This window comes from Microbacterium sp. NPDC079176 (assembly GCF_040686675.1).
Taxonomy (GTDB): Bacteria; Actinomycetota; Actinomycetes; order Actinomycetales; family Microbacteriaceae; genus Microbacterium.
In genome coordinates this window covers 445,830-470,808 of record NZ_JBFBLM010000004.1, presented here as the reverse complement: position 1 = coordinate 470,808, position 24,979 = coordinate 445,830, and the positions used below count along the sequence as shown (strand labels likewise).

Annotated in this window: 21 protein-coding genes and 1 tRNA gene; 8 read left to right on the top strand and 14 right to left on the bottom strand. The window is 67.9% G+C overall.

The window, feature by feature from the left end:
• The first annotated feature begins 19 nt into the window (after window positions 1–19).
• Window positions 20–853, top strand: coding sequence for an ABC transporter permease (locus AB0P11_RS12625; protein ID WP_053099057.1), 834 nt, complete (start codon window positions 20–22; stop codon window positions 851–853).
• On the top strand, window positions 837–1,580 hold the full coding sequence (locus tag AB0P11_RS12620) for an ABC transporter ATP-binding protein (RefSeq protein ID WP_053095621.1): 744 nt from the start codon (window positions 837–839) through the stop codon (window positions 1,578–1,580). The genes AB0P11_RS12625 and AB0P11_RS12620 overlap by 17 nt, the downstream gene beginning before the upstream one ends.
• Before the next feature lie 49 nt (window positions 1,581–1,629).
• Here AB0P11_RS12620 and AB0P11_RS12615 read toward each other — a convergent pair whose 3' ends face one another.
• A complete protein-coding gene (locus AB0P11_RS12615; RefSeq protein WP_363522265.1) occupies window positions 1,630–2,703 on the bottom strand; it encodes a glycosyltransferase in 1,074 nt (357 codons plus the stop codon).
• Between the two features lie 109 nt (window positions 2,704–2,812).
• Between AB0P11_RS12615 and AB0P11_RS12610 the strand changes: the two genes are divergently transcribed.
• On the top strand, window positions 2,813–4,573 hold the full coding sequence (locus AB0P11_RS12610; protein ID WP_230100649.1) for a DUF4012 domain-containing protein: 1,761 nt from the start codon (window positions 2,813–2,815) through the stop codon (window positions 4,571–4,573).
• 143 nt (window positions 4,574–4,716) lie between these two features.
• On the top strand, window positions 4,717–5,298 hold the full coding sequence (locus AB0P11_RS12605) for a hypothetical protein (protein ID WP_053095618.1): 582 nt from the start codon (window positions 4,717–4,719) through the stop codon (window positions 5,296–5,298).
• A 189-nt stretch (window positions 5,299–5,487) separates the two neighbouring features.
• Here AB0P11_RS12605 and AB0P11_RS12600 read toward each other — a convergent pair whose 3' ends face one another.
• The 6 genes from AB0P11_RS12600 to AB0P11_RS12575 all read right to left on the bottom strand — a co-directional run bounded on the left by AB0P11_RS12600 (window position 5,488) and on the right by AB0P11_RS12575 (window position 11,384).
• Entirely contained in the window at window positions 5,488–6,858 is a 1,371-nt protein-coding gene (locus AB0P11_RS12600) for an LCP family protein (RefSeq protein WP_222839157.1), read from the bottom strand.
• Between the two features lie 80 nt (window positions 6,859–6,938).
• The gene (gene purE, locus AB0P11_RS12595) at window positions 6,939–7,406 is read right to left on the bottom strand and encodes a 5-(carboxyamino)imidazole ribonucleotide mutase (RefSeq protein WP_053099056.1); all 468 of its coding nucleotides are present in this window, start codon (window positions 7,404–7,406) and stop codon (window positions 6,939–6,941) included.
• Between the two features lie 109 nt (window positions 7,407–7,515).
• Complete coding sequence (locus tag AB0P11_RS12590; RefSeq protein ID WP_363522262.1) at window positions 7,516–8,640, bottom strand: 5-(carboxyamino)imidazole ribonucleotide synthase; 1,125 nt, start codon at window positions 8,638–8,640, stop codon at window positions 7,516–7,518.
• Between the two features lie 82 nt (window positions 8,641–8,722).
• Window positions 8,723–9,277 carry a PH domain-containing protein gene (locus tag AB0P11_RS12585; RefSeq protein ID WP_056278146.1) on the bottom strand — a complete coding sequence of 185 codons (555 nt, stop codon included), beginning with the start codon at window positions 9,275–9,277 and terminating at the stop codon, window positions 8,723–8,725.
• A 57-nt stretch (window positions 9,278–9,334) separates the two neighbouring features.
• Complete coding sequence (locus AB0P11_RS12580; RefSeq protein WP_230100650.1) at window positions 9,335–10,099, bottom strand: biotin--[acetyl-CoA-carboxylase] ligase; 765 nt, start codon at window positions 10,097–10,099, stop codon at window positions 9,335–9,337.
• A 1-nt stretch (window position 10,100) separates the two neighbouring features.
• Window positions 10,101–11,384: a CDP-glycerol glycerophosphotransferase family protein gene (locus tag AB0P11_RS12575; protein ID WP_056278141.1), complete on the bottom strand. Its 1,284-nt coding sequence runs from the start codon at window positions 11,382–11,384 to the stop codon at window positions 10,101–10,103.
• Window positions 11,385–11,537: 153 nt separating this feature from the next.
• Between AB0P11_RS12575 and AB0P11_RS12570 the strand changes: the two genes are divergently transcribed.
• Window positions 11,538–12,563 carry a glycosyltransferase gene (locus tag AB0P11_RS12570; RefSeq protein ID WP_053099055.1) on the top strand — a complete coding sequence of 342 codons (1,026 nt, stop codon included), beginning with the start codon at window positions 11,538–11,540 and terminating at the stop codon, window positions 12,561–12,563.
• 21 nt (window positions 12,564–12,584) lie between these two features.
• Here the strand turns inward: AB0P11_RS12570 and AB0P11_RS12565 are convergent, their stop codons facing one another.
• From AB0P11_RS12565 to AB0P11_RS12555, 3 genes are read right to left on the bottom strand one after another with little or no spacing between them, the layout of a single operon-like run.
• Entirely contained in the window at window positions 12,585–14,021 is a 1,437-nt protein-coding gene (locus tag AB0P11_RS12565; protein WP_363522259.1) for a CDP-glycerol glycerophosphotransferase family protein, read from the bottom strand.
• Window positions 14,018–15,271: a CDP-glycerol glycerophosphotransferase family protein gene (locus tag AB0P11_RS12560; RefSeq protein ID WP_363522257.1), complete on the bottom strand. Its 1,254-nt coding sequence runs from the start codon at window positions 15,269–15,271 to the stop codon at window positions 14,018–14,020. Before AB0P11_RS12560 ends, AB0P11_RS12565 begins: the two co-directional genes overlap by 4 nt.
• A 53-nt stretch (window positions 15,272–15,324) precedes the next feature.
• Complete coding sequence (locus AB0P11_RS12555; RefSeq protein ID WP_072591023.1) at window positions 15,325–16,917, bottom strand: trypsin-like peptidase domain-containing protein; 1,593 nt, start codon at window positions 16,915–16,917, stop codon at window positions 15,325–15,327.
• Between the two features lie 100 nt (window positions 16,918–17,017).
• Between AB0P11_RS12555 and AB0P11_RS12550 the strand changes: the two genes are divergently transcribed.
• Window positions 17,018–18,217, top strand: coding sequence for an aminotransferase class I/II-fold pyridoxal phosphate-dependent enzyme (locus tag AB0P11_RS12550; RefSeq protein WP_363522254.1), 1,200 nt, complete (start codon window positions 17,018–17,020; stop codon window positions 18,215–18,217).
• A gap of 10 nt (window positions 18,218–18,227) precedes the next feature.
• Here AB0P11_RS12550 and AB0P11_RS12545 read toward each other — a convergent pair whose 3' ends face one another.
• Window positions 18,228–19,049, bottom strand: coding sequence for a carbon-nitrogen hydrolase family protein (locus tag AB0P11_RS12545; RefSeq protein ID WP_056278131.1), 822 nt, complete (start codon window positions 19,047–19,049; stop codon window positions 18,228–18,230).
• A 78-nt stretch (window positions 19,050–19,127) separates the two neighbouring features.
• Between AB0P11_RS12545 and AB0P11_RS12540 the strand changes: the two genes are divergently transcribed.
• Window positions 19,128–19,201, top strand: a tRNA-Met gene (locus AB0P11_RS12540).
• Window positions 19,202–19,321: 120 nt separating this feature from the next.
• Here AB0P11_RS12540 and AB0P11_RS12535 read toward each other — a convergent pair.
• Both AB0P11_RS12535 and AB0P11_RS12530 read right to left on the bottom strand, forming a co-directional pair.
• Window positions 19,322–19,789, bottom strand: a complete 468-nt coding sequence (locus AB0P11_RS12535; RefSeq protein WP_053095607.1) for a hypothetical protein — start codon at window positions 19,787–19,789, stop codon at window positions 19,322–19,324.
• A gap of 4 nt (window positions 19,790–19,793) precedes the next feature.
• Window positions 19,794–21,113, bottom strand: a complete 1,320-nt coding sequence (locus tag AB0P11_RS12530) for a hypothetical protein (protein WP_053095606.1) — start codon at window positions 21,111–21,113, stop codon at window positions 19,794–19,796.
• Window positions 21,114–21,334: 221 nt separating this feature from the next.
• Between AB0P11_RS12530 and AB0P11_RS12525 the strand changes: the two genes are divergently transcribed.
• Complete coding sequence (locus AB0P11_RS12525) at window positions 21,335–21,925, top strand: hypothetical protein (RefSeq protein WP_056278129.1); 591 nt, start codon at window positions 21,335–21,337, stop codon at window positions 21,923–21,925.
• Window positions 21,926–22,075: 150 nt separating this feature from the next.
• Here AB0P11_RS12525 and AB0P11_RS12520 read toward each other — a convergent pair whose 3' ends face one another.
• A complete protein-coding gene (locus tag AB0P11_RS12520) occupies window positions 22,076–24,970 on the bottom strand; it encodes a UPF0182 family protein (RefSeq protein WP_363522251.1) in 2,895 nt (964 codons plus the stop codon).
• Window positions 24,971–24,979 lie beyond the last annotated feature (9 nt).

The following is a 24,979-nucleotide window of genomic DNA, read 5'->3' as shown; positions in this document are numbered from 1 at the left end:
CACAGCCGACGACCAGAGAATGACGACTCCTGGCGCGAATCGAGGGCTCCTCGAGGTCTTCCGGCAACGGCATCTCCTCTCGCTCATCGTGCGCAAGGAAGTCCAGATCCGGTATCGGGGTTCCATCTTCGGCTGGCTGTGGTCGTACGTGAAGCCACTCGTGCAGTTCGTGGTGTTCTTCGTCGCGATCGGCGTGTTCCTCGGCCTGAACGACCGCGTCGACTACTTCCCGATCTATCTGCTCTCGGGCATCACCGTCGTCACCTTCTTCAACGAGGCGTTCTCCAACGGCACCCGGTCCCTGGTCGACAACGCGGCGCTCATCAAGAAGATCTACCTGCCTCGCGAGATGTTCCCGATCGCCAGCATGATGATCGCCGCCGTGAACACGGTGCCGCAGATCATCGTCGTGATCGCCATCTCGCTGTTCTTCGGGTGGGCGCCCACCTTCGCCTCGCTCGGCGCCATCCTTCTCGCACTCGTCATCATCGCCGTGCTCGCCAGTGGCCTCGGGCTCTTCTTCGGGTCGATCAACGTGACGTTCCGCGATGCGCAGAGCTTCGTCGAGATCATCGTGATGGTCGCGATCTGGGCCTCCCCCGTGATGTACGAGTGGACGCAGGTCGCCAATGTCGTACCCGACTGGCTCTTCGTCCTCTATCGACTGAACCCCATCACCGCCGCCGTGGAGCTCTTCCACTACGGCGTCTGGTTCCCGCTCGGGCCTGACGCGTCCCCGCTCCCCGACGTGTGGATGTACGGGCTCATCGCCCTCGTGACGTCTCTCATCGCGCTGGTCATCGGCCAGCTCGTCTTCCGCCGACTGGAGGGCCGCTTTGCCCAAGATCTCTGATGCGCAGCCACTTCCGCGGATCATCATCGACGACGTCCACAAGACGTTCAAGCTCCGGCACACGCATTCGATCAAGGAGACGGCTCTCGCCGCGATCCGTCGCAAGCCGCTGACGACCGACTTCCACGCCCTGGACGGCGTGTCGTTCGACATCCAGCAGGGCGAATCCGTCGCTCTCCTCGGTTTCAACGGATCGGGCAAGTCGACGATGCTCAAGCTGATCTCGGGTGTTCTCGAGCCCGATGCCGGCACCGTGCTCACTCGCGGCCGCATCGCCGGCCTGATCGAGGTCGGCGCGGGGTTCCACCCCGATCTGTCCGGACGCGAGAACATCTTCCTCAACGCCGCGATCCTCGGCATGAGCAAGAAGGAGACCGAGGCTCGGTACGACGAGATCGTCGCGTTCAGCGAGATCGAGCAGTTCATCGACACCGAGGTGAAGCACTATTCGTCCGGCATGTTCCTCAGACTCGCGTTCTCCGTGGCGATCCACACCGAGATGGACGTCCTGCTGATCGACGAGATCCTCTCGGTCGGCGACGAGCCGTTCCAGAAGAAGTGCCTCGCTCGCGTGCGCGAACTGCACGCTGAGGGGAAGACGCTCGTCGTGGTCAGCCACGACCTCAACATGGTCTCGAACCTGTGCGACCGCGGCATCCTGCTTCAGAAGGGCAAAGTGCGCTTCGACGGACCGAGCGCGGAAGCCGTCGAGGTCATGCGCTCCTGAGAGCCCGCTGACGCTGTCGGCGAGCTCGACGACAGCGGTGATGTGCGTCTCAGAGATCCGCGTGGAGTCCCCACACACGCTCGGCCGCGCCGAGCCAGGAGAACGACCTCGATCGATCCGCGCCGAGCACGCTCAGACGCCGTGCGCCGTCGCCGACCGCATCGACGACGGCCTCGACCATCTCGGTCGACGGCACGATCGCGCCCCCGTCAGCGATCACATCCCGATGGACTCCGCTGTCGACGGCGACCACCGGCACACCGAGGGTCATGGCCTCGACCGCACGCCATGGCCACGCAGCGCGTGGGCTGGTCGCGACCAGCGCCGACGCCCCGGCGAAGACGGCCGCCCGATCCTCCGTCGACAGTGCGCCGCGGATGTGGGCCCGCGCTTCAGGCAGCCCTGCGGCCACTGCGACCTCGACGAGTCGCGGTTCTGCCCCTTCCGGAGCGTCGAGCACGACGGCATCCCTGCCGGATGCGACAGCTGCCCGGAAGCCGTGCTCGAGCGACTGCGCCGATCCGGTGAGCAGCACATACCCTTCCGTCAGGGACAGAGCGGCTCGTCGTTCTCGCGCGTCGAGGGGCATCACCAGAGCAGTTGGGGCGGCCCCAGGGATGACGCGAATCCGTCCGCTCAGCTTCGCGATCTCCGCCAGTCGCTCACCGACCGAGTGGGAGGGCACCACGACGGCATCCGCGTGCTTGACGGCTCGCTTCAGCATCGCCCGCTGCCAGGCGACCACGGACTTGGTGAGCGAATCCGGCTCGTCCCACGCCTGCAGATCCCACAGCGTGACTGTCGTCTGATCGAGGTCGTGCAGGCGGTCGTGACGCACCAGCGGAGCCATCAGGGTCGGCGAATGGATGAGCCCCCCGCCCACCCCGGGGACGATGCCCAACTGCCAGGACGCCGCGAGCTCGCGCCGCGCGAGTGACAGTCTGCGCACGTCGACCAGACCCGGGATCTGCACGTCGACGCCCGACGGGACGATGGCCTCGACCTCGCACCCGGAGGGGGCGGTCGAGATGAGCGCAGCGGTGAGGTCCGACGCCGCTGAGGCGTGGTCCGCGTGCACGACATGCGTCAGCTGATCCAGAACAACACGCAGCCGAGCACCCATGCGACAACAGTAATCGCCCACCCGCCCCGAACCTGGGAGCAGCACCGGGTGCGCGGAGGATTGCGGGGCCGTCCGCCGCCGATATCTCGCTTCGTGCTTGAATGCAGGGGTGAGTGACGGACGTCTGCCTGTGCGTCGTCGATGGTTGCGGTGGACCATCGGCGTGATCGTGACCCTCATCGTGCTCGCGATCGGCTGGGTGGGCATCCGCGGAATCGGTGCTGTGAACGATCTGCAGCAGGTCTCGGCGGCGTCGTCGAAGCTCAAGCAGGCGATCGGGCAGGGCGACCTCGACACGGCCGCAACGCTCTCTGCGCGCATCGCTCACCACGCAGGGTCCGCGCACGACCTGACATCCGATCCGATCTGGTCAGGCTTCGGTCTGCTGCCCTGGCTCGGACCGAACTTCTCGGCGGTGAGCGACGTCGCCGAGATCGCCGACGACGTCGCGTCGGACGCGCTCGTTCCGGTGCTGGCCGCCGCTGAGGAACTCGATCTGGCGAGTCTGGGCCTCTCGGGTGGCGTCGTGGACCTCACGCCTTTCGCGCAGATCGAGCCCCCGTTGGCTGAGGCGAGTGCCACGCTGACCTCTGCGGAGACGCGAGCGCTCGACATCGACGCGGGCGCGACGATTCCTCCGCTCGCCGATGCCGTGCGAGAGATGCGATCGGCCGTCACGCAGGCTGCCACCGTCGTGGGAGCGCTGCATGGAGCGTCCGCGCTGCTGCCGAGCATGCTCGGCGGAGAGGGTCCCCGCAACTATGTGCTCGCGATGCAGAACAATGCCGAGCTGCGATCGTCCGGCGGCATCATCGGGGCGATCGCCCTGCTGCACGCCGAGAACGGCCGGATCACGCTCGTGCAGCAGGCCTCCGTTCCGGACTTCCCCTCCCTCGACACGCCGCTGCCGTTGAGCGAGTCGACCGTCGCCCTCTTCGAGGACAGCCCCGGTCGGTATATGCAGAACCTGACGAGCATTCCGGACTTCACCGAAGCGGGCCCCGCGATCGCGGCGCGGTGGCAGAACCGATTCGGACACCCCATCGATGGCGTCATCGCGGTCGACGCCGTGATGACGGAGAACCTCGTCGCAGCCACGGGCCCGCTCACCTTCGGGCCGTTCAGCGCGACGAAAGACACCGTCGTGGGCCTGCTGATCTCGGAGATCTACGCCAGCGTGCCCGATCCGGCGGCGCAGGATGAGATCTTCTCCCAGGCGGCGGGAGCGCTGCTGTCCGCTGCACTGACCGAAGCGGCCCCGAAGGATCTCGTCGCCGCCCTCGCCGAGTCGGCCGACGAGGGACGCATCCGCATCTGGAGCGCGCATGAGGATGAGGAGGCGATCCTGTCGGCGTCGACGCTCGGCGGGGCGCTGCCCGAGGACGGCCCCCAGACCCACGTCGGCGTGCTCTTCAACGACACGACCGGCGGGAAGATGGACTTCTACGCGGACGCGGCCATCACGACGTCGATCGGCACGTGCGACGGCGAACCGACCACGCAGGTGACGGTGACCTGGAAGAACGACGCGCCCGCGGACGCCGGGACGGCGCTGCCGCCATACGTGACCGCTAACGGGTTCTACGGAGTACCCGCCGGGTCGACCAGGACCCTGATCACCGTGTACGGCCCCGAGGGCGCGACCCCGTCTCATATCGATCGCGACGGAGAAGAGGTCAGTGTGCAAACGGCTCTGCTCGGCTCCCGCTCCGCCGTTCAGCACGAGGTGCTGCTGGCTCCGGGCGAATCGTCGACGATCACCGTCGAATATCAGGGAACCGGCGCCGGAGAACGACTGACGGTGGTCGATCACACGCCCATGGTCACCGCACCCGACGTGTCCCGCGAACAACTGCGTTGCGCGTCGTGACTTTCTTGATTCGATGATGTAGGGTCATTCTCACTGGGGAATATCTGAGTTCTGCAATTCTGTCGTGGGGACAGGAAGAGCTCACGCAGTCGGATGCAGGGGTGTCTCCGAAGGCGATTCCGCGTGTATTTCTGGGGAGAATCATGCTGAAGAAACTGGCTGCCATCAGCCTTACCGCTGGCGTACTCGTGCTCATGGCACCTGCTGTCGCCTCCGCCTCACCGGTCGTTCCGACCGAGTCCGACTCGTATGCCGGCACGCCGCGGGTGAGCGTCGATGATCCGATCATCGACATCTGCGAAGTGTCCACCGTCGTCTTCGGCGCAGGCTATTTCCTGCCGTCTGAGAACGTCGGAGTGTCGGTCTCTGGCCTCAACGCGGGCGACTCCGCTGTCTCGGGCAACACGGCCGCGGCGGACGGCAGCCTCGTCGTCACCTTCCGCCCGCCGGCCGACGGCGAGGGCTCCTACGCACTCGCCTTCGACGGGTCGCGGTCGTACACGGCGACGATCACCGTCTCGCACGGCCACGATTCGGCGGTGAGCTGCGACCACGATCCCGGTGTCGCGGCCGCGGGCACGGAGCTTCCGCTCACCGGCGGCGGGCTCGAGCTCGCCCTCACGGGCGGCAGCGTCTCGCCGTGGGTTCTCGGAGGTGGGGCAGCTGCTCTGGTGGCTGGTGGAGTTCTCGTCGCCACAGGCGTCACGCGCCGTAAGCGCGCCTAGGTCAGGTCCCCGCTTTCAGCGGGAACCGACTGGACGACGGTGATCCCTCCCCCTCCGATCACCGTCGTCTGGTGAATCCGGTCCTGAACCGGAGGCCCACGGCCGCCACCTTCACTCTCAGGTGGCGGCCGTGGGCTCACTCATGTGCACCGGCCGTTCGAGGGAGAACATCCCGATCGACGTCGCCGATCACGGAGTCGGCGTCGGCGTCTCCGTCGGCGGGTGCAGCGTCTGCCGGACCAGCTCGTGGATGTACCCGTAGTCAGGGGTGTGCTCGTCCACCCCGTTGTCAGGAGTGAGCTCGATCGTGGCGACGGTCTGCTCCCGGGCCTTCGTCATCAGGTCGAAGAACTCGGGCAGCTTGTCCTGAGGCAGATCGGTGCTGATCAGCGCGGTACCCGCGGCGGCCACCTCGTTGAAGCGCGTGAGCACCGTCTGCGGGGTGAACTGCGCGAGGATCGCCTCCTGCAGTTCGCGCTGGCGCTTCATCCGATCCCAGTCGCTCGTCGTGTACCGCGATCGCGCATACCACTGCGCCGTGTCACCGTCCATGTGCTGCTCGCCGACCTCGATCCACCCGATCGCCCATGCGTCGACGTCATACGGGTCGGTGCCCTCGGGTGGGCCACCCTTGGGCAGCCGCTCCGTCACAGTGATGTCCACACCGCCGAGCGCGTCGACGAGCGCAGCGAAGCCGTGCATGTCGACGAAGACGTAGTACGGGATCTCGATGCCGAGAACGCCCTCCGCCGCATCCTTGGTCGCCTCGATGCCGGGATCGGAACCGTGCGATGCGGCGTCCGGGTACAGGCCCGTGCCGTTGTCGTCACGGCAGATCTCTGCGGCATTGCGCACGTGGTTCATCCAGCCGTTCCAGCCGCACGCGCTGGAGCTGTGGCCCTCGAAGCCGTTGGGATACAGAGCCTGCATCGGGCTTCCCTCGCTGAAGGGCGCATTGGGCAGCTCGCGCGGGATCCCGGTGATCGTCACGGCGCCGGTGGTCGCGTTCACCGAGACCACCGAGATGCTGTCGAACCTCATCGAGTCTCGGCCCTCGCCGCTGTCCGCTCCGAGCAGCAGGATGTTGTAATACCCCTCGCTCGGCGGCAGGCTGGGCCCGCTCTGTCCGAAGATCGTACTGATCGTTCCCCGGGCTGTGCCGACGTACGACGCCGCGTATGCCGTTCCAGTTCCGACGAGACCGAGCAGAAGCAGGGCGACGAGTGGGATCGCGAACTTGGACGGGCCCGGAACCCTGACCAGTCGGACGAGCCGCAGCACATCGAAGGTGAGCACCACCCACAGCACGAGGTAGGCGATCAGCAGCACCTGGACGAGAGTCAGGATGACCGCGGAGAACCAGCCTCCGCCCACCGTGAGCCACAGCAGCACAGGACGAGCGAACAGCGCCAGCCCTGCGCCCACGATCACGAGCAGCCATGCGGTCAGCGTCGCCCCGAGACCGAAGCGTCCGAGCCTGCGATTGCCGGCGAGAACCTGGGCAGAACCGGGCACCAGCAGGTTGAGCAGCACCAGCCACCACCCGCGTTTCGTCATCATCCCCGCATCGGCGGTGTTCGGATGCCGGATCGGGCGGCTCTCGATCAGTGGTCGCGCCGTACCTCGCGGCGGCGCAAGGGTCACAGGGACCCCTTCAGCCGATCGTTCTTCTCCTCGACCTGCGCTTCGAGGTCGAGCGCGTAGGCCTCGACACGATCGGCGAGGTCATCGTCGGAGGTGCCGAGGATCCGCGCCGCGAGGATGCCCGCGTTGCGCGCTCCCGCTATCGACACCGTCGCGACCGGGATTCCGGCGGGCATCTGCACGATGGAGAGAAGCGAGTCCATCCCGTCGAGGTACGCGAGCGGAACGGGGACTCCGATGACCGGCAACGCGGTCATCGAGGCCAGCATCCCGGGAAGATGAGCGGCCCCGCCGGCACCTGCGATGATCACACGGATGCCGCGACCGCGCGCTTCCCGCGCGTACTGCATGAGCTTGTCGGGGGTGCGGTGCGCCGAGACGACCTCCACCTCGTGCGGGATAGCGAAGTCGCTCAGCGACTGAGAGGCGTCGCTCATCACGCGCCAGTCGGAGTCGGAACCCATGACGACGCCGACGAGGGGCGCGGTGGAGGAGTGCAGTGGCTCAGTCACCCACTCAGGCTACGGTCTGGTGCTGGGAGAAACCCCGAACGGCACACCCCTGACCGCACGCTCAGTCGAAGTGCGCCGCCGCGGCGCGCGCGACGTACACCGCGTCGTCGAGGTCGTCGCCCGTCACATTGACGTGCCCGACCTTGCGACCCGGTCGCGGGCTCTTTCCGTAGGTGTGGATCTTCGCCGACGGATGCTCGGACATGGCTCCGGCGAAACGGTCGCCGAGCGTGCCGGTCTGCGGCCCTCCGAGGATGTTCACCATCACGGACCACGCCGCCTGAGGCGCGGTGTCGCCGAGGGGCAGGTCCGCAACAGCTCGCAGGTGCTGTTCGAACTGCCCGGTCACTGCGCCGTCCTGGCTCCAGTGGCCGCTGTTGTGCGGGCGCATGGCGAGTTCGTTCACGAGGATGCGCTCATCGTCGGTCTCGAAGAGCTCGACCGCGAGCATCCCGGTGACCCCGAGTCCTTCCGCGATCGATCGACCGATCTCCTCGGCGACCCGGACGAGGCGCTCGGCCGCATGAGGCGCCGGCGCGATCACCTCTGCGCACACACCCCCGCGCTGCACCGTCTCGACCACCGGGTAGGCGACGATCTGGCCGCCCGGACGACGAGCCACCTGCTGCGCGAGCTCGCGCACGAATCCGACCAGCTCCTCGACCAGCAGCGCCTCGCCGTCGGCGAGCCCGTCGAACCAGTCCTGAGCCTCGCCGGCCTCTCGGACCACGCGGACTCCCTTGCCGTCGTATCCGCCGCGGGGGGTCTTCACGACACCCTGCCCGTCGTGCTCGTCGAGGAATGCCTGCAGCGCGGAGGAGTCGCGCACCGGCGCCCAGTCCGGCTGAGGAACCCCGAGCTCTTCGAGCCTCGCCCTCATCAGGAGCTTGTCCTGGGCGAACTGCAGGGCGTCCGGCCCCGGGTGCACGGCGACCCCGTCGGCGACCAGTGCCCGCAGCACCTCCTGCGGCACGTGCTCGTGGTCGAAGGTGACGACGTCCACGTCGCGGACGAACGCGCGGACGACCTCGAGGTCGTGGTAGTCGCCGACCGCCGTCGCGGCGAGCTGCGCGGACATCCCCTCGTCCTCAGCGAGCACCCTCAGATCGAGTCCGAGTTCGACCGCCGGAGCGATCATCATCCGAGCCAGCTGGCCTCCACCGATCACACCAACGCGCAGCGCCATGGGCCGCCTCCATTTCGTCCTGACCATTCTCGCGCATCAGCGCCGGCGGCGTTCACGCGTCCCGCCCGACGCGGTACCGCGCTCAGAATCCGGCAGTGCCGTCGTGACCTGACTGCGCATCGCGGTGCGCCAGGATCTGGCTCACCTCGATCTGATCGGCCAGTGTCTCGTGCACGAGCGTCACGTTCGGGACATTGGGCAGACGCAACGGCGCATCGACCCCGTTCGAGAGGGTGATCGTTCCGACGCCCCACATCCGCTGGATCATGCCGCGGCGGACGCCGATCGTGTATCCCCGAGCGTGCGACATCTCCCGCCTGTTGCGGGCGCCGATACCGTGATTGACGATGACCCTCCGCGTGGTGAGAGTAACGGAGCGCGAGTACCAGATGACCCAGGGCACGACGACCAACAGGAGGACGATCGCCCCGGCTGCACTCAGCAGCATCCAGTTCTCGAACGGCGCCGGGAGGTTGTCGTAGAAGAAGGACGTCGCACCGAAGACGGCGATGAGCACGAGCGCCGACCAGAAGAGCCTCCGGGCGTGAGTGCGGAACCGGGCGATGAGCAGCTCTTCCGCGGGCGCACCCGGCGGTGGCATCGTCGGCCTTCCGCCGAGAGTCACGGGCTGAGTCACCCCTCCATTGTGCCCGCAACCGCCGACATCGCCGCTCGCGCGCCGGGCGTGTCAGACTCACGCCGGACGGACGTGCACCACATCTCCGGCAGAGATCGATGTCTCGGCACCCTCCCCCTGCACGACGAGCCGACCGTCCACGTCGAGTCCGGTGGCTCTTCCGACGAGGACGGAATCGCCGGGAAGGGAGACCCTGACGTCGAGACCGATCGTGGCGCACCGCTCGGTCGCGGCGGCGTGGAGACCGCTCGAGACGGCGTCGCCCGCTCCCGCGAGCTCGGAGACCAGCTGATCGAGTGCGCGCAGGTAGGTGGCGAGAAGCCTGTCGGCGTCGGCCTCGACGCCGAGGATCGCGAAGGACGTCGCGGTCGGCACCGGAAGCTCCGACCGTGTCATCGCCGTGTTCACACCGGTTCCGACGACGACCGCATCCTGAGTCGCCTGCGCCAGGATTCCGCAAATCTTGCGGCCGTCGACCAAGATGTCGTTCGGCCATTTGACCGCCACGTCGTGGTCGGGAAGCTGTTCGGCGATCGCATCCGCCATCGCCACTCCGGCCGCGAGCGGGATCCAGCCTCGCGAATCCGCCGCCGAGGGCAGCCTCCGCAGCAGCACGGAGACGGCGAGCGATGCGCCAGGCGCGGATGTCCAGGAGCGGCCGAGTCTGCCGCGCCCCGCCGTCTGGTTGTCGGTGACGACAACGGACAGGTGCGGCGTCGACGGCGAATCGCGCGCTCGCTCGCTCAAGATGTCGTTCGTCGAGCCTGCTTCGGTCAGCACCTCGAGACATGAGGCGACCGCGGCAGTGAGTGGAAGGTCCACGTCAGACCTCCTCTTCGTCGGCCTCTTCGTCGTCATCGTCCTCATCGGTGCGCACTGCCCCGATCTCGTTCGCCTGCCAACGATCCCACTTCTGCATGAGCTGCGCGATCGCGGCGTGGAACTTCTCTGTGGCCACTCCGGGGGTCGTGTCTCCGAAGTAGTGCTGCACCCACATGCGCAGCCTCGCGATGGCGACCTCGTCGGCACGCACGCGTTCCACCTCGGCGACGATGTCACCCGCAGCGCCTGCGTCGAGCCATTCACAGTCCGACAGGTAGCCGTTGGTGTCGATCGATGCCCTCTCGTCGGCCGGCCGTGTGATCATCAGCGGCTTGCCTACTGCGAGGCGGTCGTAGACCATCGCCGAGATGTCGACGATCGCGACATCGGCGGCGGCCAGCTGCCATCCGAGCTCCGCGCCGTCGTCGTAGACGTGCTGTGCGGACGGATCCGCGGCGTTGGCGGCCGCGATGGCGGCGATGATGCGTCGGTGCGCGGCACCGTACGCGTCGTCGATCACGCCGCTTCGCGGGTGCGGGCGGTAGATCACGCGGTGCCTCTCCGAGGCGAGCAGCGTCGTGACGAGGGTCTCGCCGTGGGTGGCGATCGACCCGTAGTGCGCGCTCGGGCGGTCGCCCTCCCACGTCGGGGCGTAGAGCACCACGGTGCGCTCGTCCGGAACGTACGGCAGCGTGCCCGAGTAGTGGTCGGCCTGCGGCCGGCCGATCTCGATCGTCCGTCGATCGATGTCCCAGTCCCAGAGAGTCCGTGACAGGCGGTCACGGGCAGCCTGTCCTGCGACCAGGGCGTAGTCGTACGCCTTGTACTGATTGGTCGTCATGTACATCTTGTCCGACTCGCCGTGATTGATGAACACGTGCCAGCGCCTGCCGTAGCGGAACATCTGGAAGTTGCGGGTGTTCTGATTCACGTAGAGGACGACACGGATGTCCTGCGTGCTGAGGAAGCGTTCGAGATCACGGATCGTCGGGACGAAGGCGACGGGAGGACCGTCCTCGTCGAGCAGCTTGTCGGCGCCCGTCGCCGACCGGGACAGCACGACGACGGGCCAGTGCTTCGACAGCTCCACGAGAGGGCGATACCACTGCCGCATCTGGTACATGTTCACGTCGCCGTCGGCGAAGTACACCGCCACCTGGTAGTGCTCCGGCGGGTGCGGTTCGCGCTCGGCGAGGCGCCGCCGCACTCGCTGCACAGCCTTGCGCGAGGCGAGCGCCCGCTTCAGCAGACGGTAGGCCTTCTTCGCATCGGACACAGCACCCATCCCTCCAGGATACCGAGTGCGGCGGCTCGCCCCGCCTGACGCCTTCCGAGATCACCGGTGCCGGGAATCAGCGAACGCGCGAGAAGCGCATGCCATGATCGTCATGTGCCTGACAACGACATCGCCGCCCCGGAGAACGGAGTGTCTTTCGTCATGCCCGTGCTCAACGAGCGCGCCTATCTGGAGCACGCAGTCGCCTCCGTGCTCCAGCAGGAGCTCACTGTCCCCGCAGAGCTGGTGCTCGCGCTCGGGCCTTCCACCGACGGCACAACGGAACTCGCGCAGCGCCTGGCCGCCGGGGACGCGCGGATCCGCCTCGTCGACAACCCCGCAGCTCACATCCCGGTCGGGTTGAACGCCGCGATCCGAGCGAGTCGCTTCGCGACGATCGTCCGCGTCGACGCCCATTCCGAACTCGCTCCGGGCTATGCGGCCCTCGCCCTCGCGACTCTCGAACGCACGGGTGCCGCGAACGTCGGCGGTGTGATGCGCGCTGACGGGCGCACGCCGTTCCAGACCTCCGTCGCGCGCCTCTACAACTCCCCCGTCGGCCTCGGCGGCGGGGCTTACCACGGCGGCACCCACGAGGGCGAGGCCGAATCCGCCTACCTCGGCGTCATGCGTCGGTCGGTGCTCGACGAGGTCGGGCTCTTCGACGAGTCGATACGTCGCGGAGAGGACTGGGAGCTCAACCTCCGCATCCGCCAGGCAGGACATCTCGTCTGGTTCGATCCCGATCTCTCGGTGACCTACTGGCCTCGCGAGAGCTGGCTGCGCCTCGCCCGTCAGTTCCGGGCCACGGGCGCGTGGCGCGGCGAACTCGTGCGACGATACGGACGCCGCAACGGCATCCGGTACTTCGCTCCCCCGGCGCTCGTCGTCCTCGTCGCGGCCGCTCTCCTCACCGGCGTCCTGCAGTTGACCGGCATCCTCTCCGGCGCTCTCTCGCTCGTCGTCGGGGCCGTGGTCTATCTGCCGCTGGTGGCGTATCTGCTGCTCGTGGTGGGCGTCGCCTGCCTCCCCGGCGGTGGCGGGCTGCGCCAGAGACTGTGGACACTGCTGGTTCTGCCCACCATGCACCTCTCCTGGGGCCTCGGCTTCATCGAGGGCGTGCTGCGCGGCGCTCGCGACACGGTCGACGCGTCCCGACTCGGCACCCGCAACACGCCACTCCCCTGACGCGCCGCACCACCGACCGGCTCACCGGGTGACGTACCCCTGGTCCAGGATCCGCGCGACGACCCGCTCGGCGGAGCGACCGTCATCCCGCGGGTTGAACTGCGCCCGCCAGGCACGATATCGCTCGGCATAGACGTTCCCGTGCTCGCCGTCGGCGAGTGCCGCGACCAGTTCATCCTGCGTGCGGACCAGAGGGCCGGGGGCGCGGGTCTCGAGATCGAAGTAGAACCCACGGAGCTCTCCGCGATAGTGGTCGAGGTCGGGCACGAGGAAGAACATCGGCTTGCCCGTGACACTGAAATCGAACATCACCGAGGAATAGTCGGTGATCAACACGTCGGCGGCGAGCAGAAGCTGCGAGGTCTCGGGGTATCCGGTGACGTCGATCACGCGAGCGCCCGCTCGGTCCCGTCCCGTGTCGATCGTGCGCGAGTGGCCGCGCACGAGCACGACGGAGTCCGTCTGCCTGGCGAGCGCCTCCGCGTCGATGAAGTCGACCATCTCGGGTCGGTCGTCGCGCCAGGTGGGCGCATACAACAGCACGCGCTCGCCGTCGGCGATGCCCAGGTCCGCGCGGATCGCTGCGGCATCCCCGGTGACCAGAGCGTCGTTCCGCGGATACCCCTCGACCCAGATGGGCCGTCCGAAGAATGCGTACGCCTTGCGGAGAATGCGCTCGGAGTAGGTGTTCTGTGCCAGGAGCACGTCCCAGCGTCGAGACTCCTTGATGACCGCCGCCATCCGTCGAGGAGCGAACCCCGGACGGTGCAGCGCCAGCCGCTTCAGGGGTGTGCCGTGCCAGGTCTGCAGCACCTTCTGGCCGGGCTTGCGGGCGAAGCGACGGCGCAGCCAGTCGTTGACCACGAGCAGGCGGGATGCCGCGCGGGCACGCCACCACTCCGGGCTGCCTTCGACCACCGCGATCGCCCCGTCGGGAACCGCCACCGACAGGTCGACCACACTCCAGTAGCGCGTGACGTCCGGCGCCTGCGCGAACAAGGCGCGGTCGATAGCCTGCGGGTTGCAGCCGACGGCACGTCCGTAGAAGCTCTCGAAGAAGACGGCGTTCTCGGTCGCCCCGGGATGCGCGAGGTAGCGGCCCTCGAGCGTCGCCTGCCCCTCGCTCGTCTCATAGGCGGGATCGATCGGGGCCGCGATGCGCACGGTCGTCCCGTCGACGGCGACGCGCACGCCGGTCAGCACCTCCGCTGCGACGAGGAGATCACCGAGCTCCACGTCTGCAATGTGCAGCTCGTAGTCCCCAGTCGGCAGGGGAAGCTCAGGGCCGCCCCACCGTGCCGCGCGCAGCGGGAACGTCGCCTTCCAGGTCTTGCCTCCGCCGGTGATGCGCGCGCCGACCCGGGCGCGCGGCCCGATCAGCTCGGCGGTGGTGGGGCGCTGGCCGGCGCCTGCGATGACCAGCGTCTCTGCCGCCCCATCGATCCGGGCCGTGGTCATGCTGCTCCCTTCGGCGCGGGGATCCCCCGCGCACGGATTGTCTCGTAGACGCGCCGGGTGTTGCCGCCGTCGCGGAAGGCGTGCATCTCCGCGCTGAGCGTATCCGAACGCTCGGCGCGTGCAGAGAAGAGGTCCTCGTCGTCCAGAAGTGCAGACAGCTGCGGCAAGAGCGAGTCCCAGCCGGTCGCGGCGTCGTCGCCGGCGACGTCCTGGAACCGACCGTAGAAGCCTCTCGTCCGCGCGTAGTCCTCGGCGTCGGGAGCGAGGAACAGCACCGGCATTCTCAAGAGTCCCACGTCGTACGCCATCGAGGAGTAGTCGGTGATGAGCACATCGATCGCCGGCAGCACCGGCGTGACGTCGGTCAGCAGGCCGGAGCCGAGCATCCGCACCCTTCTGCTGGGCAGCGGAGGCGCATACCCGCCCTCTCCGAGCGGGTGGGAGCGAACGAGCAGCACGGCATCCCGCTGCTCGAGCATCTGGATGATCCGCACCCACTGAGTCGCCGACGGGACTGCCGGATCATCGGCTCCGTCGCGCCAGGTCGGGGCGTAGAGGATCGTCCGAGATGCGGTCGGCAATTCGCCGACGACGCGCGCCAGCGCATCGGACGCGGCGGCCCGACGCTCGGTCGGGTCGCCTGCGGACAGCACGTCGACGCGCGGCTCGCCCGTGACGACGACGCGGCCGTCGCCGAGCGCGAAGGCCGACTCGAGCCGACCCCTCGACCGGTGCGATGCGGCCGGGAAGACTCGGATCCGCTGAGCGGCTCGGCGGTACAGGAAGCCGACGAGACGACGCAGCAGCGGCGCACCGGGGACGTCCGGGACCTGCGTGGTCGCGGGTGAGTCCAATCCGATCCGCTTGAGGGGGATGCCGTGCCAGAGCTGCACGACGAAGGCACCGGACACCGCATAGCGGTTGACGTCGCCGAGGCCGTGCGTGACGACGACGACGCGGGCACGCGCCGTCGTCCACCACCCTCGTAGGCTGCCCTTGCGCATCGTGCGGAGGCCGAGCGCCGCGGCATCGCGGTCTTCCCGATCGGAGGACGTGAGCCACACGGTGTCGTGCCCCTCAGCTGCGGCGACACGGTGCAGGGCGAGAGCCCCATCCCCGACGCCTGCACCGCACCCGAACACCCATCGGGCGCCTCGCGGAATCACGAGGGTGCCGGCGCGTCCGGCGAGATAGAGCGGTATCCGAAGCAGCTTGGCCGCATTGCCGGAGCCGAAAGAGAAGGACGCCACCCCGCGAGCCTATCGCGGGGTGGCGTCCTTCTCGGTGAGCACGGTTGCCGGAGTCAGCCGGCGAGGTCGCCCAGGGTCACATCGGCCTCGTATTCCTTGCCGCCACGGATGTACGTGACCTTCGCGTCGCTGCCCCCGGCTGCCGCCCGCACCTGCGCCGTGAGGTCGCTGGCGCTCGTGATGGGCACGCCGTTGAACGCGGTCACGATGTCATCGGCCTTCAGCCCGCCGGCCGCGGCGGCGCCGCCACCGGTGACATCCGCGATGTAGGCACCCGACACGTCGGCATCCTTGACGCTGGCCGCATCCTGCACCGACGCCCCGAGCAGGCCATGGGTGGCTGCGCCGTCGGCGATGATCTCCTCCGACACCCGCTGAGCGATGTTCGCGGGGATGGCGAAGCCGATCCCGATGGATCCCGACTCCTCCGAGCTCCCGGAGCTCGCGATCGCGACGTTGATGCCGATGAGCTCGCCCTTGCTGTTCACGAGCGCGCCGCCGGAGTTGCCGTGGTTGATGGCGGCATCCGTCTGGATCACGGCGATCGAGATCGACTCCGACGTCTGCTGCGAGGTGTTGCCGGGCAGATCGAACTGGAACGGGCCCTCGCCCTCCTCAGGCGTCTGCTGCTCGTTCTGCGGAGCATCTTCCGAGGACGAGTCCGGAAGCGCCGACGACGCGATCTGGATGCTGCGGTTCAGAGCACTGACGATTCCGGTCGTGACCGAGTTCGACAGGCCGAGCGGCGCGCCCAGAGCCACCGCGGTGTCCCCCACGTTGAGCTTGGAGGAGTCTGCGAAGTCGATCGGGGTGAGATCTGTCGCGTCCTCGAGCTTGATGACGGCGAGGTCGTAGATCGGGTCGGTCCCGACGACGGTCGCCGAGAAGATGCGGCCGTCCGACGTGGTGACGCGGATCGTGGGATCGGCGACTGCGCCGCCGAGCGTCACCACGTGAGTGTTCGTGAGCACGTAGCCGTCGTCGCTGATGATGACGCCCGATCCGCTGCCGCCCTGATCGGAGCCGGCCACCTCGATGGTGACGACCGACGGGAGCGCCGCGGTCGCGACGGCCGTCGTCTCGTTGACGGAGCCGGGGTTGTTGACGGTGATGGTCTCGGGACCCTGGGCGACGCCCGTCGAACTCTGGTCGGAGATCCCGTTGAGGATCGCTCCGCCGCCGAAGCCCGCGACACCGCCGACGAGCGCAGCCGCCACGACGATCGCGGCGAACTTCACTCCGGCGCGCGGCTTCTGCTCTTTGACCTTGACGGAGCCGTCGACCGGCTGCCCGGGCTGCGCTCCGGTGTGCAGACCGAACGCCGCACCGGGAGAGGCCGCGGCCGGTCCGCCGACCGGTCCCGATGCGTGGCCAGGGTGGTGTCCCGGCGCTCCGAGGTACTGCTGCGGGACGGTCTGGGCGTCCGGCGCCACCGGGGCGGCCGGCGCCTCGAATGCCGGCGCGGGTGACGATGTGAACGTCGCGGGAACGTGGTGTCCCTGATATGGCCCCGGGGCGGCGACGATGCCGGGGGTCTGAGCGGCGGCATCCGTCGTCGAACGGTCGACGACCTCTGCTGCCTCGGTGGACGGCGCTGCGTCATTCGACGCAGGTGCCGTGTGGTCCTGGGTGCTGTCTTCGTTCATGGTGTGTGCTCCTTCAACAACGCCCTCTCAGAGTGACGCCTGTATCTGTGCGTTTCGTATGGCGGAGATGAGTTTCACCTATGGCCTTAGCCTGTTCTTCATGAGTGTCATCCCCGGCGCATGGCGGCGCACGGCAGCGGGAGCCGGTCTGCTCGCACCAGACGGAACCGTCGCGCCCACCATCTTCGCAGAGATGTCCGCTGCTGCGGCCCGAACCGGTGCGATCAATCTCGGCCAGGGCTTCCCCGACGAGGACGGTCCTGCAGAAGTGCTCGACGCTGCCAGGGACGCGATCTCCCACGGGGTGAACCAGTACCCGCCCGGAAGAGGGAACCCCGACCTGCTCGCCGCGATCAGCGAACACCAGCGGCGCTTCTACGGGCTCGAGGTCGACCCCTCCACAGAGGTGATCGTGACGGCCGGCGCCACCGAGGCGCTGACCGCGACGCTGCTCGCCCTCATCGACGGTCCTGACGACGAGGTCGTCGTCTTCGAGCCGTACTACGACTCCTACGCGGCGGCGGTCGCTCTCGCCGGCGCGCGACTGCGCACGGTGCCGTTGCGCGCTCCGGACTTCCAGCCCGATCTCGAGCAGCTGGCGGACGTGGTGTCCGACCGCACGCGCATCATCCTGGTCAATGACCCCCACAACCCCACCGGAGCCGTCTTCGGTCGCGAGGTGCTCTCGGAGGTCGTCCGTCTCGCCGATCTGCACGATGCGATCATCGTCACCGATGAGGTCTACGAGCATCTCGCGTTCGAGATCCCGCACACCCCCGTCGCCACCCTGCCGGGTGCCGCCGAGCGCACGCTCACGATCTCGTCGGCGGGCAAGACGTTCTCCGCGACCGGCTGGAAGATCGGCTGGGTGCACGGCCCCGCCGATCTCATCACCGCTGTGCTGACCGTGAAGCAGTATCTGACATACGTGAACGGCTCGCCGTTCCAGCCGGCGATCGCCGTGGGTCTGCGCCTCGGAGATGCGTTCTTCGCGGGTGCCGCGTCGACGCTGGCGCGCAAGCACGAGATACTCGGCGCCGGCCTGCGCGCCGCCGGGTTCACCGTGCATCCGCCCCAGGGCGGCTATTTCACGGTGGCCGACGCGTCAGCGCTCGGCGGAGCGGATGCCGCGGAGTTCTGCCGCGCACTTCCCGAACGCGCAGGAGTGGTCGCGATCCCGCTGACCGCCTTCGTGTCGCAGTCACGCCGACGCGAGTACGCCGGGCTCGTCCGCTTCGCGGCGTGCAAACGCGTCGAGATCCTGGAGGACGCGGCGACGAGGCTCGCGACGAGCTTCTGAACGCTCTCGTTCAGCGCGGACCGACGGCGTATCGGCGCCCGCGCAGGGACGGGTTCACTGCCCGCACGCGATCGATCGTGCTCCGCTCGACTGTCGCGACCGCGATGCCCTCGTTCGTTCCCACCCCGGCGAGCACGACGCCCTGCGGATCGACGATCTGCGAGTGCCCGACGCCGATCGGAGTCGGGTGGTCGGCGGCGATCACGTACGCGGTGTTCTCGATGGCGCGTGCCGCCAGCAGCGTGGTCCAGTGGTGCTCCTTGAGCGGACCGCGGACCCACTCGGCCGGCACCACCAGGGCGTCGGCGCCGGCATCCATCAGAGTGCGCGACACCTCGGGGAATCGCAGGTCGTAACAGGTCATCAGTCCGAATCGGATGCCCGCGAGCTCGAACGTCGCCGCTCCCCCGACCTCCCCCGCCTCGACCCAGTCGGACTCGGTCTGGCCGAAGGCGTCATACAGGTGCTGCTTGCGATAGGTCGCGAGGATGCCGTCGCCGCGCACCGCGACCACCGTGTTCCTCACATGAGCGGCGTCCGAGGCCTGCTCGGCCAGCCCCGCCACGATCACCACCGCGTAGTCGGAGGCCAGCGCAGTCAGTGTCGACACGAACTCACCATCGAGTGGCTCCGCGTTCTCGGCGAGAGTGGCGTCCATCGGATCCACGAAGTAGCTCGAGTACTCGGGGAACACGACCAGCCTGGCACCGCGTGCGGCGGCCTCCGCCGTCAGCTCCGCGATCCGATCCCGGTTGGCCGCACGGGAGGCGGTGGGGGCGAACTGACAGACGGCGACGGGCACAGCGACGGGCACGGCGGGGGTCTCTGGCATGCTCCCATCCTCTCGCACACGCGTCCTCGCGGCTCGATTCGCGCACTCCTGATTCGCGTGTTAGGCTATTGATCGTGCCGCGGGGTGGAGCAGTTCGGTAGCTCGCCGGGCTCATAACCCGGAGGTCGCAGGTTCAAATCCTGTCCCCGCAACGAGAATGCGACACACGAAAGGCCCCTGGTCGGGAGATATTCCGATCAGGGGCCTTTCGCATGTGTACCTCACGCCGGCCTCGCAGCCGAGCGACATCGAGATCGCTCGGCTGCGAAGGATCAGCGGTAGCTGAGTGTGAGCTCAGGACCGGTCGGCTCGACGAACTTGACTCGGACGCTGCCCAGCGCCGCCGCGCCGGCCGCGACGTAGCTCATCACGACGCGGTCCCTGTTCGCGGTTCCGCCGTCCGGCAGGATGAGAACGCGCGCGACCGAGAGCGCGTCCACGAAGTCACCCGCCGAGGCGCCCCCGACCCGGCCCTGTTCCCAGGTGCGGAAGACACTCGCCGCGGGTGAGCTGTCGCGCTGCACTCCCTCGGAGATGGTGGTGCGCGCCATCTCGTCGAGGAAGGCGAGATTGTCGAGAACCATATCGACGTCGTTGAGGACGGACTCGTCGAAGCGGTCCGGATAGTCGATCTCGATGCGCACCTGCACATCGTCTCCGTCGAACGGCACCGAGCCGTTCATCGCGCCTCCTCCGGTTCCGCCGTCGAGGGTGATCTGTCCGAGATGACGGCTCTCCATCAGCTCACACCCCCAGATTCGCGCTGAGGATCTCTTCGGCAAGGAGGCGCGAGACCTCCTGCGAAGCCGCGGAATCCGACGAGAAGAAGTCCTCGACAGTCGCGTCGAACAGCTGATGCCCTCGGGCATACTCGGCCACGGTGAGGGCCAGGCAGCGCGCCGTCAGCGCGTAGAGGTCGCTCGCCGCGTAATGCGTGCCGTTCGACGAGCGCCCGACACCGGCGCCGCGGGGAGTCGGGTTCGACGCCGGCGCGCTCCCGAGCGCCGCTGCGGCACTGGCGAGCTCCGTATCGATCCGGCCCATGCTGTTCGACACCACGGTCGCATTGCTCCTGTCCATGCTCATCGTGCCGTCACCGACCGGGTACGGGCCGAGAGCGAACGCGTCCAGATTGTAGGTGGCGTTGTCGGAGCGGATGATGCTCGCGGCTTCGGTCATCGCGTCGTTGAGCTCGTTCTCCTGCTTCTCGAGCGCCTTATCGAGATTGCCGAGCGCCTCGTCGAGAGACGACAGGATGTCGGAATAGGTGTTGCCCTCGATGACGACGTTGCGGGCGATCCCCTGCACGGCGCTGCTGGCCGCGCCGGCGATTCCCGAGAGCACGGCTGCTGCGGCCACCGTGCCCGTGCCGGCCGTCACGATCGCGGATACGACGCCCGCCACCGCTCCGACGACGGTCAGCACGAGCGTCCCGTTGGCCGCAGCGGCGTTCCCCGCCTTCTGGTCCCAGGCGGCGCGAGCGCTGTCGCAGATCGACACGACGTCCTGTCGCGCGGCGGGCCACATGGCGGCCTGAGCGCTGTAGTTGAGCTGGAGGATCACGCATGCGTCCCCCAGGCCGTGGGTGACGGACTGGAACTGGATGTAGTACTTGTCGATGAACGCGGGCTTGAAGCTGCCCTCGATCTTGTTCGCCATCATCTCGTGCACCGAGTCATTGGCTGTGCCGATCGCACCGGTGTTCTGCACCGACGCACCCGCGCCCGAGGTGCCGAGGATCGCGGCTGCCGCCGAGGTCGCACTCGCCGGCGCCTCGCAGGCGTCGCCGCCGTCCGGCAGATCAAGCCACTTCGACACGCGGGCATCGATCGCGGCCCGGATGTCGTCGAAAGCCGGTGCGACCGAGTGGTTCACGCCGTTGCCGTCGCCCCCACCCTCGCCTGCGGCATTCGGCCGGTTGTAGAAGTTGAGCATGAAGCCCCACTTCGCGTAGATCTGGTCATTTCCCCAGTTCGGGTGAAAGCCCTGGTCCGCCATGAAACAGTCGATCGCGGCGCGCTTCATCTTGCCGATGATGTCCGGCAACTCCGAATAGTCAGGCATATCTCGATCCCCTCCAGTCTCGATTTCCGTCAAGTGCCGCCCGGACATCTCTCGACGCGTCGGGACGGCTCCACCGAGAGACTAATCGATTCCCGGACTCCTTCGCTCGCGACAGGACGACACCCGCATCGCCCGCGGATCCACTCGTTAGACTGTCCCACCGAACGGCGCGACCGTCGACGGCGGCGCGGTCGGTGGAAACAATGACCCGGAGGTCCATCATGACGCAGACTCCCGACAGCGCCGCGCGGAAACGTCCCGCGCTCGCATCAGGCTCATCGCGGCGCGCGATCGTCAGCCTCTGGATCGGCGCCGTGGCTCTGCTGATCTCCGTCGCATTGATCGTGCTCCTCGTGCCCGTACCGGCCCTGCTCCCGGTCGCAGCAGCCGCCGCACTGCTGGCGATCGTCGCTCTCCTGCTGGGCGGTCGAGCGAGACGCTCCGCGGTCGCTCGCACGGGAACGGCGGCCGTCGTCGTCGCAGCGGTCGCCCTCATGGTCGATCTCATTCTCGTCGTCGTGATGGCAGTCGGCGTCCTCGCCGGCAACGGCCTCAACCATGTCGAGGTGCGCGCCACGGGCGGACCCACATTCACGGTCTCCTTCGCCGATGACACACAGGCGTACGACGAGGAGTGGGCCTCCAGCGGCTGGAAGCAGTACACGACGACCGGCGATTCGGCGGAGATCGTCGTCACCGCCCCGGACGACGACACGGACTCGACCGTGAGCTGTCAGATTCTGTGGAACGACGAGCTGGTCGTCGAGCAGAGCGGCACGGGCTCCGTGACCTGCCGCTACGACGCGGACTGACCGACCGGACTGATCGGCGCGGACGGATCGCGGCGGCGTCAGCGGACTGCTCGTCGCGCCCGTCGCCTGCCTCCGCGGGCGTCGGCAGAAACGGACGATGCCGCCCCTCGCGAACGAGGGACGGCATCGTGTGCAGACGGGGCCGGGGTGTTACTCCCCCGAGGCGGCTTCCAGTCCGAGCAGCGTGTTCACGGCATCCGTGAGGCGCTTGTCGGCCTCGGCGAACTTGGTCAGGTCGCCTGCCTTCAATGCGGCCTCTCGGTCGGTCAGCGCCTGCTGGGCGGCTGCAAGAGCCTCGGCCTCGGCGTCGGTCGGCACCGTCGGCTCGGTCGGGACCTCACCGGTGTCCGGGTCGGGCTCGGTCGGCTCGACCTCATCGTCTCCACCGGTCGCACCGGCATCACCGCCGAAGAGGGTGTCGAGCGCGGCGGTCAGCGTGTCTTCGAACGCGACCTTGTCGCCGAAGGCCACGAGGACCTTCTGCAGACGCGGCAGCTTGGTGCCCTCCGAGGACTGCACGTACACCGGCTGCACGTAGAGCAGACCGCCGCCCACGGGCAGAGTGAGGAGGTTTCCGTACAGCACCTCGGACTCGCCCTGCTGCAGCAGGTTGAGCTGCGGCACCACAGCCGTGTCCGAGTTGTAGGTGTTCTGCACCTGGCCGGGGCCCGGCACGGTCGTATCGGTGTCGATCTCGAGCATCCGAAGCTGGCCGTAGCCCTCCGCCTTCACGCCGGCCTCCGATCCGGCATCCGAGTCGACCGCGAGATAGCCCATCAGCACGTCGCGGTTGCTGCCGCCCTGCGCCGAAGGAATGAACGTCGAGAACATCGAGAAGCGCGGGGAATCCTGACCCGGCATCTGCATCGTCAGGTAGTACGGCGGCTGCAGGACCTGCTCGCTGCGCGGGTCGTTCGGCGTCTGCCAGCGGTTGTCCTGCTGCGCGAAGGAGCCGGCGGTGTCGATGTGGTAGGTGCCGAGGATGTCGCGCTGCACCTTGAACAGGTCTGTCGGGTAGCGGACGTGGCTCATCAGATCGGCCGACATGTCGCTCACCGGCTTGAGCGTCGACGGGTAGATGTTCTGCCAGGTCTGCAGCACGGGATCCTGGTCGTCCCATGCGTACAGGGTGACCGAACCGTCGTAGGCGTCGACCGTGGCCTTGACCGAGTTGCGGATGTAGTTGATCTCGTCGATCGCGAGCGTCGGCGACGGGAGGTTCGAGTCGGCGATCGCATCCGACAGGCTCACGTTCGTCGAGTAGGGGTAGGTCGAGCTCGTGGTGTATCCGTCGACGATCCAGACGATCCTGCCGTCCACGACGCTCGGGTACGGGTCGCTGTCGAGCTCGAGGTACGGGGCGACCTTCTGCACGCGCGTCTTGGGATCGCGGTCGTACAGGATCTGCGAGTCCTCGTTCACGAGGTTCGAGAACAGGATCTGCTCCGACTGGAACTTCAGCGCGTACAGCAGCTTCGTGAAGCTGCTCCCGATCTTCGGTCCGCCGTCGCCCTCGAACGTCGTCTTGGTCTCGCTGGCGCCGTCCTTGCCTCGCGGATAGTCGATCTCGACAGGATCGGTTCCGTCGGGAGAGCCGACGATCGAGTACTCCGGCGAGTTCTCGCCGAAGTACACGCGCGGCTCGAACTCCTCCTGCTGGGTGAGGAAGCCGTCGGACGGGATGCCACGCTCGAGGAAGACCGGCTCGCCGTCGGGCGTGCGCTGGTTGCCCGCTGCGACGACCAAGCCGTAGCCGTGCGTGTAGACAGCGGCGCGGTTGTTCCAGTTCGTGACGTCGACGCCGTTCATGTCGAGGTCGCGGACGGAGACGACCGTGTCCTGCATCTCCCCGCCGATCTCGTAGCGGTCGACGTCGAGCTTCTCCTGGAACTGGTAGTAGCCGCGGTACTGCTCGAGCTGTCGCACGGCGGGGCTGATCACGTTGGGGTCGACGATGCGGATCGATGCGGTGGTCTCGGCGTCTTCACGCAGCTGGCCGGCCTCGGCATCGGTCTCGGCTTCGAACGGGGTGGTCTCGAGGTCGGCGACCCCGTACGCCTCCTTGGTGCCGTCGATGTTCCGCTGGTAGAACTCCGCCTGGTAGGCGTTCTGGTTCGGCCGGACCTGGAACGTGGTGACGGCCCACGGGAATCCGACGCCGACGACGAGCGAGGCGACGATGAGCAGCGCGGTCGCGGCGAGAGGGAACCGCCAGCGGCCGATGACGGCCGTGACGAAGAAGAGGATGGCGACGAGCGCGGCGATGATCGCGAGGATCGCGAGGCCGGGGATCGTGGCGTTGACGCCCGTGTAGGCCGGGCCGACGATGCGGTCGTCCTGTGCGACGAGGGTCTTGTAGCGGTCGAGCCACAGGCTCGCCGCCTGAACCAGAAGGTACAGCCCCGCGATCACAGCGAGCTGGATGCGTGCGGGCTTCGAGATGCGCAGCTCGCCCTGACCGATGCGGACCGACCCGTAGAGGTACGACACCAGCGCGGTGACGATGAGGGTGAGCAGCAGGACCGCAGACACGAAAGCCAGCAGGATCGAGTAGAACGGCATCGCGAACATGTAGAAGCCGGTGTCGACGCCGAACTGCGGGTCGGTGGCGTCGGTCGCGACGCCGTTGGCCCAGAGCCAGACGGTCTTCCACTGGCTGGCCGCCGAGAAGCCGGCGAAGAGGCCGAAGAAGATCGGCATGCCCCACATCGCGAGGCGGCGGAGCGGCTCGATGACCTCCTGGTACCTGTCGAGCTGCGAGCTGAGCCGCACGTAGACGGGGCGCAGTCGGTACGCGAGCTGGATGGCGACGAACAGCGGCACGGCCATGCCGAGGAATCCGACGACGAACATCACCGCCGTGGCGAACCATTGGGTGGTGAGCACTCCCGCGAAGCCCACCTGGTCGAACCAGAGGAATTCGGTGTAGAGCGACGCGAAGACGAAGAAGGCGGCGATCAGCGCGGCGATGATCGCCAGCGAGATACCGAAGATTCTTCGCGAGGTTCGGGGAGTGGCCGGGTTCGGTGCAGAAGTCGAGGTCACCCTCCCATC